Origin of the sequence: Acinetobacter sp. XH1741, from assembly GCF_041021895.1 — a bacterium.
GTDB lineage: Bacteria > Pseudomonadota > Gammaproteobacteria > Pseudomonadales > Moraxellaceae > Acinetobacter.
The window spans coordinates 3,175,094-3,188,681 of the sequence record NZ_CP157428.1 but is presented as its reverse complement, the minus strand read 5'-3'; the positions used below and the strand labels follow the sequence as shown (position 1 = coordinate 3,188,681).

Sequence of the window (13,588 nt, the reverse complement as noted above, 5' to 3'; positions counted from 1 at the left end):
AAATAAAAGTGGATATAGTAGGGCGATCTTTATTTTGTCTACTAATAAATATGTATTTAAATAACTTGAAATATATAGGGGCTTTAAAAAATAAGCGCTCATTTATTTTTGTATTTGTTGCCCTGTTTCATCCGTTAGAAAGTTATGCAGAGGAAGCTGTAGAGCAACCGCAAAACCAAGCCAAACCAGATAAAGTGGTACGCGTTGCCGTAACAGGATCTCGGATTTCAAAAGCACAAAAAGATGGCCCGACCAGTGTGACCGTCATTAACGCAGCCGATATTGAAAAACAAGGTTTTAGTAATGCATTTGATGCCCTCAATAACCTGACGCAGAACACGGGTTTTGTGCAAGGTGCCGATTATGGAAATACTTTTACTCCTGCTGCGAATGCCATTAGCTTACGAGGTTTGGGACCCAATCATACTTTAACTTTGATTAATGGACATCGGGTTGCAGACTATCCTGTACCTTATGATGGCTCTGTCAACTTCGTAAATTTAGCCAATATTCCAACTGCCATTATTGATCGTATTGAAATATTAAACGGTGGCGCTTCTGCAATTTATGGTTCAGATGCAATTGCGGGTGTGGTGAATATTATTCTAAAAAAGAAAACAGACGGCACACAATTTAATATTAAGGCTGGCGGAACCAAAGAAGGCGGTGAAAATTTACGTTTACAACTGAGTGGCAGTAAAACTTTAGACAAGCTTAGCCTCGTTTATGGGGTTGAACTCAGTGGCCGTGAGCCAATATGGGCAGCCGATCGCGATTTTATGTCGAGCCGAACTCGTTTGGGGGAGAAACCCGATACTGTCGTCGGCCGTAAAAATGCCAATACTGGTAAATATCTTTCAATTGGTGGGTGTCAGGAATTTAACGGTTTATTTAAAGGATCAGTCAATAATATTGGACAAGCAGGTGCTGACAATTGTGCCAGTGGTTTAGCACGACCTACTTATTGGACGGTTCAAACTCAAAACCGCAGTCAAAATGGTTACCTCGGTTTAGATTATGAATTGAATGATAAGACCCAATTATTTGGCGACTTTTTAATTGGCGCCAACCAAATTGAAAATAATACCCGTGGTCCGACATGGACTTCTTTAGGTGCATCGAGCGGTTATTTCCTAAATCAAGATTCGGGAAATTATGAAATTTGGAATCGCCGTTTTGCACCTGAAGAATTAGGAGGGGTAGAGCGCGTAAATAAAAAGTGGAAAGAACTTTCTTCGAACTTAAATTTTGGAATTCGAGGCGATATTGGAGAGACGAGTTGGCGTTATGAAGCAGCCTATAATGGTTCCATTTATACCAGTCAGCTAAAGCGCCAAGGTTTATTACGTTCTAATGTCGATGAATATTTCTTAGGTCAGCAACTTGGTACAGATGCAGATGGTATTCCTATTTATTCCCCTCGATTAGATCGTTTAAGTCGACCACTCACAGCAAGTGAATTTGAAAGTATTTCGGGCGCAACAAAAGAAAAAGATAAGTCGTGGGCGCAAAGTTTAACTTTAAGCGCGAATGGTGACGTATTTAAGTTACCTGCAGGAACGGCCAAACTTGCGGCTGTGGCTGAAATCGGACGTCAAGGCTTCTCGATTAAGCCAGATCAGGCACTTGAAAATGGTGAGTATTATAATGCAAGTTCTAGTGGCGAATATGGGGGTACACGTACACGCCAAGCACTCGGTGCCGAATTATTCTTACCTTTAGCAAAACCGTTAAATTTAACGTTGTCTGGACGTTATGATCGTTATGCTTTGTCAGATAACAGTATTGATAAGCTAACTTTCGGTTCAGGCCTTGAGTTTAGACCACATCCGACTTTATTGGTGCGTGGTAACTACGCGACCAGCTTTCGTGCACCAGATATGAACTATCTGTTTTTAAATAAGCAAAAAGGTTATTTCCCAAGTACAACAGATTATTTACGTTGTAGCCAAACGGGACAACCTTTAGATAAATGTACCTTTAAAGATTACTCACCTGGGGCGAACTACACTTTAACTGGAAACAAAGAGCTGAAACCTGAAGAGGGTAAATCTTATGGTGCAGGTTTTGTTTGGTCACCAACCAATAAATTTGATATTAGCGTCGATTACTGGGATATCAAAATTGATAATCTTGTGACCAACTTAAGTGCGGACAAAATTCTACGCTTAGAAGCAGATTGTCGTTTAGGCAACCAAGATATTAACTCTGCGGCCTGTATTGATGCTTTGGCACGTGTAGAACGTAACCCTGCAAATGCAGTTGTCGACCCAAATGTCATTAATAATATTAATATTGTGCCAATTAATGCTGCATCAGACCATACTCGTGGGATTGATTTCACTACGAGATGGCGCTGGAAAACAGACAGCTTTGGTAACTTTCTCTGGACGGTAAATTATAGCCGTGTACTAGAACATGAATATCAACAATCAAAGGATGGTGAGAAAGATGACTATTTAAAAGATTTAACTATTCCGGATTGGCGTGACCGTTTTAATACCAGTCTCAGCTGGAACTTTGGAGATTGGGCATCAACAGTGTTAGTTAATCGTTATGGCAAAATTCCAAACGGCGACCAGACTGCTTACTTAAGTCCAACGTATTTAGTGAACTGGAGTGGTACTTATCAAATTTCTCCAAAAGCTTCTGCTTCAATCATTATTAATAACTTATTTGACAAAGTGAAACGAGATGACACAGGCGGATGGCCGTATTATCCGATAGGATCATATTCACCATTCGGCCGTCAAGGTTGGTTGGAGTTTAACTATAAATTCTAAGAATGATGTGTGGATGCAGTGAAGTGGTACAGCATTTGCTGCATCTTTTTATTTAAAACTACAGAGGATAAAACCCCTTATGTTGGTCAAGCCTTCATTTAAAAAAAGATTACTACTTTCAACATTATTATCTTTATCGGCAACACAGATTTTTGCATCTAATAATAGTGAACAAGTCCCGATTGGTAAATTACCCGAGTGGGTCGTACCCGAATCTTATGATTTAGATTTTAAGATTGATCCCGCACAAAAAGGCTATACCGGTAAAACTACTATTCATTTAAAGCTGGCTCAAGCCACAGATTACATCTGGATTCATGGTAAATCTTTGACGGTGAAAGATGCGAATATCATATCGGCAGAGGGCGTCAAAACCACGGCAAAATATGAGCAAGCCTCCGAGGTTGATGGGGTGAGTAAAATTAAATTTGCCAAGACCTTGCCAGCAGGCCAGTATCAACTCGTTTTAGATTTTAATGCAGCGTATGACCAGCAGCTCGACGGTATTTATAAAATCGAGTTTGAGGGTAAACCTTATGTGATGACTCAAATGGAAGCAATTAGTGCACGACAGTCATTTCCGTCATTTGATGAGCCACGTTTTAAAACGCCGTTTAATATTCGTTTGACGATTCCAAGCAAATATTCAGGCTTCGCCAATACCCAGCAAACATCTGAGCAAACAGACAAATCGGGTTGGAAAACGCTAAGCTTTGCACAAACCAAACCACTGCCAACTTATTTACTTGCATTGGCTGTCGGTCCATGGCAATTACAAAAAGGGCCTGATATTGGGGCAACTTCATGGCGTAAGCAGCCGATCCAGTTACGTGGCATTGCGCCTGATGCTAAAGCTGAAAAAATGCAGCAAGCCTTATCTGAAACGCCAGCCATTTTAAAAACTTTAGAAGATTATTTTGCCTTCGGTTATCCATTTGACAAGCTAGATTTACTTGCAGCACCAGACTTTGCCGCTGGAGCTATGGAAAACCCGGGGCTAATTACTTTTAGAGACTATCTAATGTTGTTAGATAAGGACTCGCCAGTTTCTTTTGTACAGAATTCATTTAATGTCAATGCACATGAGCTGGCGCATCAATGGTTCGGTGATGTCGTCACTATGCCGTGGTGGGATGATTTATGGCTCAATGAATCTTTTGCCACATGGATGCAAAGTAAAATTACTCAAAAATTACATCCCGAATTTAATGCTGACCTAGAACGTATTGCGGATACTGCCGATGCGATGAAAAGTGATAGCTTGGTAAGTGTGCGTCGTATTCGTCAACCTATTTTAAGCAATGCCGATATTCAAACAGCTTTTGATGGCATCACTTATCAAAAAGGTGCAGCTGTTTTAAATATGTTTGAAAGCTATTTAGGTGAAGAAAAATTCAAACAAGGAGTACGCAATTATATTAATAAGCACCAATATGGTAATGCAACAGCCAATGATTTAATTAGCGCTTTAGCAGAGCAGTCTGAACAAGGTGAACGCTTTACTAAAGCGATGAAAAGTTTCCTTGACCAACCGGGTGTACCTTTACTCAATACCTCATTACAGCAAGAAGGCAATAAAGTCTTTTTAAATGTGAAGCAAAGCCGTTATTTACCTGTAGGTTCAAAAGGAAATACAAGAAGCTTGTGGGGAGTGCCGTTATGTGTACGTTATGAAGTTCCAAATGCAGGCAGTAAAGTTCAGTGTGAATTGGTAGACCAAGCAGAAGCCAACATTGAACTCAAAGGTGCTAGCCTTAGCAGTTGGTATATTCCAAATGCAGATGCGGCAGGGTATTACCAATTTAGTTTGCCTCAAAAAGAGTTTGCTCGTCTGACTGCTGCTACAGAAAAGCTTTCTAACAGTGAACAGTTGGCCTATGCCTATGCGATTTCAGCTGCATTTAATCATGGGGATATTAATTTATTGGCTGTCGTAGATGCTGCGAAGAAATTTGCCAATTCGAATAGCCGACAAATTAGTACGGCGCTGTTTTTTCAGTTAAGTGCCATTCATCGTTATGTATTGAAAACAGAACCTGAACGTGAACATTTCAGAAAAGTGTTGGCCAATTTATATTTACCAAAATTAAACCAGTTGGGTTATGTCAGCAAAACAGGGGAATCAGCCGAAGATAGTTTATGGCGTAGTGAGTTGGTTAAGTTTCTTGCTTTAGATATTCAAGTTCCAGAAGTCCGTGCACAACTGTTAAAACAGTCAGATACGCTTTTTGCTCAAAAGCAGCTTAACTTTGCGCAAGTAACATCTGAATTATTACCCACCATTTTAGCTGTACGTGTACAAGAAAAAGGCCAACCTGCTTTTGACCGTTTATCTGGGGAGCTCCAACGCGTGACTCAACCGACACAGCGTCTTGCGATTCTTACAGCACTAGGTTCAGCAAATCAAGAAGCAACACGCCAACAAGCACGTCAGTTGATTTTGAACCCACGTGTTAAAGTTGGTGAAGTTCGTACCGTGGTTAACTCAATTAATAAATACGGAGATGAGCAAGGTGGCTTGTGGTCTTGGTTTAAAGTAAATCATGATGCCGTGTTTGATCGTTTAGGTAAATCTTCGGCTGGACGTTTTCCTGCAATGTTTAGTGGGGCAGCATGTACACAGCAGCAGGCAGTACAGTTAAATGACTTTTTTGCACCACGAACTAAAGAATTGGTCGGTGTAGAAAGAGGACTGAATCAGACCAAAGAGCGTATTCAACTTTGCGAATCTTTGGTAGCAAAACAAGATGGTGCAATTGTGCAACAGTTAAAGTTGTAATTGATTCAGCCATGAAAAAAGCCAACTGATCGTAGTTGGCTTTTTTATTTAGGGTTACTTATAAAATCATTTTAAAACAACTTATTCGGCTACCTTATGCGTAGATGTCTAAAAAGTTTTTAAAGATTTGATGGCCATGTTGACTCAAGATTGATTCAGGATGGAATTGCACGCCTTCAACAGGAAGTGTCTTATGCTTAACACCCATAATTTCTTCCATGGAGCCATCTGCTTCATTGGTCCAGCACGTTACTTCAAGGCATTCAGGTAGTGTTTCTTGATCAATCACTAATGAATGATAGCGAGTTGCCGAAAATGGGCTAGGCAGATTACTGAAAATACCTTTATTGCTGTGGTACATATCAGATAAACGTCCGTGCATCACTGTTTTGGCTCTTACAATATTTCCGCCAAAAGCTTGCCCAATACTTTGATGCCCTAAACACACGCCAAGCAAAGGAATTTTTCCGGCAAAATGATTAATTGCAGGAATTGAAATACCTGCTTCACTTGGAGAGCAAGGGCCAGGACCAATCACAAGATATTTTGGTTGCCATCGTTCAATATCCTCTAATGTGACTTGATCATTGCGAACTACTTTTACTTCCTGATTCAACTCGCCAAAATACTGGACGATGTTGTAGGTAAAAGAGTCGTAATTGTCGATCATTAGAAGCATGATGAACTTAACCTCATGATAGTTAATATATATTTAATAAGTGACTAAAATAGTTACCCATATTGATACCCGTTTCCAGAAAAGGCTTTTAGAATTGAAATAAAAAGCCATTTTCTAAGCGGCTAATATAACAAAAAATGCAGTGACCAGTTTAACTATTTCATTCGTTAGAAACTTGCAGAAAAAGAGATGAGTAGTGGGGCTTTTCAAATTCTAGATAAGTACAAATAAGGCAGAATAAGCTTCTATGTAAAATGAAAATTATTCTGCCTTGGTCCCAAAAGAAGATTAAATCTTACGTGTGTTATAAATCAGCCAATCTAAAACATCGCCAGACAAGTGTTCAGCCAGTCTTTCTTGAACAGTTTGATGGTAACCATTTAACCAGTCTTTCTCTTCATTCGTTAGCAGATCGACCACAATACAATCTAAATGAATTGGGCAAAGGGTCAGCGTTTCAAACTCTAAAAATTCACCGTAAGTTTTTTCAAAACCCGAGCGGAGTTTGTTTGCAACCAGATTTTCAATACGAATACCGTATTGTCCCTCATGGTATAAGCCCGGTTCATTAGAAAGAATCATGCCTTCACGCAATTTGCTATAGGCATGTATCGGTGCGTAATAAGAAAGAACCTGGGGACCTTCATGAACGTTAAGTGCAAAGCCTACGCCGTGTCCTGTTCCGTGACGATAATCTAAACCATATTGCCATAAAGTATGGCGACAAATTGAATCGAGTAGCGGTGCAGCTAAACCTTCGGGATAAATGGTTTTTGCTAAAGCAATATGACATTTTAAAACCAGAGTATAGTCACGTTTTTGTTGCTCTGTTGGAGTCCCGACAGGAACAACACGAGTAATATCGGTGGTTCCATCTACATACTGGCCGCCAGAGTCAATGAGCAATAAACCATCACCTTCAATAAATGAGTAGTGTTCTTCCGTTGCACGGTAGTGGGGTAGTGCACCATTGGCATTAAAGCCTGCAATCGTTGAAAAACTTGGTCCTATGAACCCATCTTGCTGAGCGCGGAAAGCTGTAATTTTCTCATCAATGGTCAGTTCTGAAATGCTTTCACCATGATGAAGCGCTTTGTCTAGCCAATGAAAGAAATGACAAAGAGCAATCCCATCTTTAAGCATGGCATGACGGATATGAGCAATTTCACTTTCATGCTTGCGTGATTTAAAAAGCGTACTCGGGTTGATGTCGTATACAACCTGAATATCTTTTGCGATGGCTTGTTCGTGATAAATCGATACTTTGGCTGGATCTAAAAGTACAGACGCATCAGAAATCTTCGCTAAAAACAGAGCTGTATCTTGATAGTCATGTATCTCAATACCATCAGCTTTGAACGCCTCTTGAATGGTTAGATCAACCTTGTTGCTATCAACAAATAAAACAGCCTGTTGAGGACTGATATACAAATGCGACAGGAATACAGGGTTGTATTCTACATCTTCCCCGCGTGCATTGAGGACCCATGCGATATCATCTAAAGATGAAACGAAATGTCCTTCAATTGACTTATTTTTTAAGGTTTCACGAATCGCTTGAATTTTCTCTTTACGAGATAGGGCATTTAATCCTTCAGGCATTAAATGAATCTGTTCTAAAGGAAGTTCAGGGCGGTTTGACCAAATTGAGCCAATTAAATCTTGCTGTGTTTCAAGTTTAAAGCCGCGTTGTTTTGCTGTATTTTCCAAAGCTTTAAATTGCTGGATTGAAAGCGTTTGCCCATTTACTGAAATGACTGAACCAGTTGATAAATTTTTCTCAATCCACGCAAGATGTGTAGAAGACTCATCGCTGGTCAGTTTTTGTAATTGAAAGCCAGTTCCAACAAGCTGTTGCTCGGCTTGTACCCAATAGCGGCCATCCGCCCAAAGTCCTGCAAAGTTTTGAGTTACTACTAATGTGCCAACAGAGCCACTAAAACCACTTAACCACTGCCTTGCTTTCCAATAGTCTGGCAAATATTCTGACATATGTGGATCTGCACTCATAACAACCAAAGCATCAACGTGTTGAGTGGTCATAAGTTCGCGCAGTTTTTCAAGTTTTTCTGGAACAGTTAAGTCGTTCATATCGTTTCCAAGTCAGGTTGAACTTTGCTGGTACTTTTGTTCATTAATGTATTGATAGGTTTCTTTAATAAAAATAACACGATTGCGCCGATAACCAAGGCCAATACACAGCGCATAAATAGGCTTGGTAAATGATTAATACCATCTGCCGATACATGTCCGCCAATTAAACCTGCTATGAGGTTGCCTAAAGCGGTACCTGTAAACCATAAACCCATAATTTGACTGCGTATGATATCCGGTGCAAGTTTAGTCATAGTTGATAAGCCAATCGGGCTTAAACACAGCTCACCTACAGTAAGAAGAAATAAAGTACCGACTAACCAAAATGGTGAAACTGCTCCGCCATTAATCGCAAAATGACTGGCAAGAGACATAAGCAAAAAGCCACCTGCAGCGAATAACAACGCAATAATAAATTTGCTGATATAGCTTGGGTCTTTATTTACTTTACCAAGTTTCGCCCATAGCCAAGCTGCAACCGGAGCAAAGAGAATAATAAAAAGAGCATTGATTGATTCAAACCATACTGTTGGGATCTCAAATCCGAAAACAATACGGTCCGTATAATCTTGGGCAAATAAAGTAAAGGTTGTGGGCTTTTGTTCAAAAGCCGACCAGAATAGGGCAGATGCAGCTAATAAAACGAAGCAAATAATTATTTTAAATTTTTCATGTTGCTCTAAATTCAGGAAAAGCAATAAATATGCAAAATAAGCAATAATCCCAATGCAAATTACGACTGTTAGATAAGTGGCTACCTCGACCGGATTAATATGGATTACGCCAAAGAAAGTTAATGCAATAACCGCTGCAACAGCGAATAAAAAGCTAAATACAATTTTAGGCGCATTTTTATTTTCTACGACAGGTTGGCTACAACTGTTAGCTTCTTGTCGCAATTCATTAAAAGTTTGGAGCTGTGGGACAGCTAAAAAGCGGAAAATTAATAAAGCAATTAGCATCCCAATGCCACCAATCCCAAAGCCTAAGTGCCAGCCATAATCGCGAGCTAATAGACCTGTAATGAGCGGAGCAATAAACGAGCCCATATTAATTCCCATATAAAAAATGGAGAAGCCGGCATCTCGTCTGCTGTCTTGTGCTTTGTATAAAGTTCCTACAATGACTGAAATACAAGTTTTAAATAAACCTGATCCAAGAACAATAAGAACTAGACCGAAGTAAAAAAAGAATTGATCAAAAACGGTAGTGAGGGCAATAGATAAATGACCTAGTGCAATAATAATAGAACCGTACCAGACAGAACGTACTTGACCTAACCAGTTATCAGCAATCCATCCCCCTAAAACAGTCATTAAATACATTGAGCCCGAAAATAATCCAACAATTGCCGCTGCTGTTGGGCGGTCAAGACCTAGACCACCGTCATTGACCATTGCAACCATATAAAGAACGAGTAAGGGCCGAATTCCATAATAAGAAAATCTTTCCCAAAGTTCTGTAAAAAATAGAGTTTTCAGTGGTTTTGGATGGCCGAAAAATGCTTTATCGGACTGCTCAAGTTCATGTTTCATTATTCAAATCCTTGAATGATCTTATGCTTTTTATAAACATAACTTTTGGTTTGTTTATTTATAACAAAAATTTATATATACATTTATTAGTTATTTTTAATAATAAAAGCAAGTTTGTCCTGTATAAAAAAAGTGAATGAAAAAGAACATGAATAGTGAAATTTATTGTTAGACGGGTAACTGGGAGGAGACTTTCATTAGGGATTAAAGAATTACGGCGTAACAGAATGAGTTATAAGAATTCATAAAAATGAAAACTATTTAGTAGATTGTAAACAAAGCAATAATGTCATGTATTAAGAGTTAGCTTAAATAGCTGAAGTGATCCAAAGAAAGCGAGTGGAACTCCTGCTTTTAAGCATAATAATTATTTTCATGCAATCTGATAAGAATCTCACCATTATATATAAGAAAGCATTATGATCATGAATGACTGTTAGAAATTGATGCAGCGAGTTATATCAGTGCAACATTTTTGCACCAAATTAGGGCGATAATGAGCGGTTTAAATGTGCCATAATTTGAAAATGTGTGAATATGGTGCATTTGCACATGCAAACAGTATAATGGGTTCAAGACAAGGGGCCTAAATCATGAATACTTATAAGTAATTCAATGTTTTGGGTAAGTCTTATAAAGTTGGTATGAGAATTGCTTTATAAATACCAGCAACTAACACGCACTCAACAAGTGCAACAAAATTTCATTGGAGCAAAATGAGCATGGCGAACAAGGTCCTTCAACTCATACAAGAAAGTGGCGCAAAATGGGTCGATTTTCGCTTTACTGATACTAAGGGTAAAGAACAGCACGTAACTTACCCAGCTGATTCTATTGATGAAGATACTTTTGAAGACGGTAAAATGTTTGATGGTTCTTCAATCGCTGGTTGGAAAGGCATTGAAGCATCTGACATGATTTTACGTCCAGATGCAGAAACTGGTTTCCTCGACCCGTTCTTTGCTGAACCAACTGTAGTTGTGACTTGTGACGTTATTGAACCTTCAACTGGTCAAGGTTATGAGCGTGACCCACGTTCGATTGCTCGCCGTGCAGAAGAATACTTAAAATCTACAGGTATTGGTGATACTGCATTCTTTGGTCCAGAACCAGAATTCTTTGTATTTGACGAAGTGAAATGGGACATCGACATGTCTGGCGCTCGTCATACATTGATCGCTGAAGAAGCTGCTTGGTCTACTGGCAACAGTTACGAGTCTGGTAACTCAGGCCACCGTCCACGTGTTAAAGGCGGTTACTTCCCAGTTCCTCCGGTTGATTCTTCACAAGATATGCGTGCAGAAATGTGTGCAAAAATCGAAGACATCATGGGCCCAGGTCGTGTAGAAGTACATCACCACGAAGTTGCATCTTGCCAGTTAGAAATTGGTGTGAGCTTCAATACACTTGTACGTAAAGCTGACGAAGTTCAACAGTTCAAATATGCTGTTTGGAACGTTGCGCATCAATATGCAAAAACAGCTACGTTTATGCCTAAACCAATGGTAGGTGATAACGGTTCTGGTATGCACGTTCACATGTCTATCTCTAAAGATGGCAAGAACTTGTTTGCTGGTGATGAATATGCAGGCCTTTCAGAAATGGCGTTGTACTTCATCGGTGGTATCATCAAGCACGCTCGTGCATTGAATGCAATCACAAACCCATCTACAAACTCATACAAGCGTTTGGTTCCTCACTTCGAAGCACCAATTATGCTTGCTTACTCAGCACGTAACCGTTCTGCGTCTATCCGTATTCCATACGTTTCTAGCCCTAAAGGTAAGCGTATTGAAGCTCGTTTCCCAGACCCAATGATGAACCCGTACTTAGGTTTCGCTGCATTGTTAATGGCTGGTATCGACGGTATCCAAAACAAGATCCATCCGGGCGAAGCTGCTGACAAGAACTTGTATGATCTTCCTCCAGAAGAAGAAGCAAAAATCCCAACAGTTGCTCATAGCTTAGATATGGCTCTTGAAGCACTTCAAGCAGATCACGAATTCTTGTTAAAAGGCGGCGTGTTCACTAAAGAAATGCTTGATGCATACATCGAACTTAAAACTGAAGATGTACGTCGTCTTAATACGACTACTCACCCAGTTGAGTTTGATATGTACTACAGCTTGTAATACGTATTTTGTAAAAAAGCCTGCTTATGCAGGCTTTTTTATTGTTCAAAATCTTGATTGAATTCTCTACGTTTTTTATCAAAAAATTGGGGTAAACTAGGTGCGAGTTTTCATGTGAGCAGATTATGCGTAAACGGCAACCATTACTTAAACAGGAACAAGTGTTAAATCCTGCATTGAAAACATGGTTGTATGCGTCCGGTTCTCTGACCCAACAATTGACTGAACTTGGCGGTGGCCAGTTTAGTGTCAAACCCTTTAAAGAACACTTTCAGCGTTTAACTTTTGCAGATAGCCAGTGGATGAAGATGTCTCATACTCACACCTCATGGGTAAGGGAAACCTATTTATATGGCTGTGAAGCAGAGCCATGGGTGAAAGCAAAAAGTATTTTCCCAATTCAAAGTTTACAAAAAAAAGCCCGTATATTTCAGCATATTGGTTCTAAACCCATAGGCCGTTTTTTATTTCAAAGAACTACTCCGCTTTGTGACCGCCGTGTCATTCGTTTGCCAGAAGGCTGGACACGACAAAGTTGCTATACTTGGCATGGATGTAAATTTATTGTCCAAGAAACCTTCTTACCGGCTTTTGAAGCTTTTTTAAATCAGCAGCACGACAAGGAATTACTATGACGACTGCAACAGGTACAACATGGCGTCAGCGTTTAGAGGCTTATTATTATTTATGCCGATTTGATAAGCCAGTTGGAACCGAATTAGTCTTTTGGCCAACCATGTGGGCACTTTGGGTTGCAGCAGAGGGCATACCACCTTTACATATCCTTTTGGCAATGGTGCTAGGTACAATTTTTATGCGTGCCGCTGGCTGCGCCATTAATGACTTTGCGGATCGAAAAGTTGATGGTCATGTAGAGCGGACAAAAACACGGCCTTTAGCAACTGGGGTGATTCGCCCAAGAGAAGCGGTGTATGTATTTTTAGCTTTAGTGTTTGCAAGTGCCTGCACGCTATTCTTTTTGCCTATTGCAACTTTCTACTGTGCACTAGGTGGTTTGGTTTTAGCATTTGTATATCCTTTCATGAAAAGATATACGCATTTACCGCAAGTCGTTTTAGGTATGGCATTTTCTTGGGGTATTCCCATGTCATTTACTGCAATGGGTAAGCCCTTAGATATGACTTGCTGGCTGCTCTATTTTGGTAATTTGGCTTGGACAGTGGCTTACGATACCCAATATGCAATTACAGACCGCGAATTCGATTTAAAAATTGGTGTGAAATCTACAGCTATTCTTTTTGGTCGATATGACATCCAAATTATTGCGCTTTTACAGGCAACCAGCCTTGTTTTGATAGGAACGGCACTGTATTTAGAAAATATTCTATTCCCATGGGCAATTATTGCTTTAGTGGTAGTTGGATTCGATTTTATATATCAAACAATTAAAACCAAAGACCGCAACCCTCAGGTTTGTTTCTGGGCATTCCGTCACAATCGTTGGGTTGGATTAATCATTTTTCTAGGAATATTTTTAAATTTCATATAGTAAAAATGACCATGAGGTTGAAAAGTGTTCTATGCAGAGCACTTTTTTTATGTCTTAATATTTGTGCATAAAAAAT

General features: G+C 39.7%; 7 protein-coding genes and 1 pseudogene. 5 read left to right on the top strand and 3 right to left on the bottom strand.

The window, feature by feature from the left end:
- Positions 1-50 precede the first annotated feature (50 nt).
- Both ABLB96_RS15415 and ABLB96_RS15410 read left to right on the top strand, forming a co-directional pair.
- Positions 51-2,783, top strand: coding sequence for a TonB-dependent receptor (locus ABLB96_RS15415; RefSeq protein WP_348895334.1), 2,733 nt, complete (start codon positions 51-53; stop codon positions 2,781-2,783).
- A gap of 67 nt (positions 2,784-2,850) precedes the next feature.
- A complete protein-coding gene (locus ABLB96_RS15410; protein ID WP_348895497.1) occupies positions 2,851-5,562 on the top strand; it encodes a M1 family metallopeptidase in 2,712 nt (903 codons plus the stop codon).
- A gap of 94 nt (positions 5,563-5,656) precedes the next feature.
- Here the strand turns inward: ABLB96_RS15410 and ABLB96_RS15405 are convergent, their stop codons facing one another.
- The 3 genes and pseudogenes from ABLB96_RS15405 to ABLB96_RS15395 form a co-directional block, all read right to left on the bottom strand.
- Positions 5,657-6,241 (bottom strand): aminodeoxychorismate/anthranilate synthase component II, encoded by a 585-nt coding sequence (locus ABLB96_RS15405; RefSeq protein WP_348895333.1) that lies wholly within the window; start codon positions 6,239-6,241, stop codon positions 5,657-5,659.
- Between the two features lie 288 nt (positions 6,242-6,529).
- Positions 6,530-8,332, bottom strand: a complete 1,803-nt coding sequence (locus ABLB96_RS15400) for an aminopeptidase P family protein (protein WP_348895332.1) — start codon at positions 8,330-8,332, stop codon at positions 6,530-6,532.
- A pseudogene (locus tag ABLB96_RS15395) lies at positions 8,329-9,890 on the bottom strand (peptide MFS transporter). The gene ABLB96_RS15400 and the pseudogene ABLB96_RS15395 overlap by 4 nt, the downstream one beginning before the upstream one ends.
- Positions 9,891-10,586: 696 nt before the next feature.
- Between ABLB96_RS15395 and glnA the strand changes: the two are divergent.
- The 3 genes from glnA to ubiA all read left to right on the top strand — a co-directional run bounded on the left by glnA (position 10,587) and on the right by ubiA (position 13,512).
- Complete coding sequence (gene glnA / locus ABLB96_RS15390) at positions 10,587-12,002, top strand: type I glutamate--ammonia ligase (protein WP_348895331.1); 1,416 nt, start codon at positions 10,587-10,589, stop codon at positions 12,000-12,002.
- 125 nt (positions 12,003-12,127) lie between these two features.
- Positions 12,128-12,637, top strand: a complete 510-nt coding sequence (locus ABLB96_RS15385) for a chorismate lyase (protein WP_348895330.1) — start codon at positions 12,128-12,130, stop codon at positions 12,635-12,637.
- Positions 12,634-13,512, top strand: coding sequence for a 4-hydroxybenzoate octaprenyltransferase (ubiA, locus tag ABLB96_RS15380; protein ID WP_348895329.1), 879 nt, complete (start codon positions 12,634-12,636; stop codon positions 13,510-13,512). Before ABLB96_RS15385 ends, ubiA begins: the two co-directional genes overlap by 4 nt.
- The last annotated feature ends 76 nt before the right edge of the window (positions 13,513-13,588 follow it).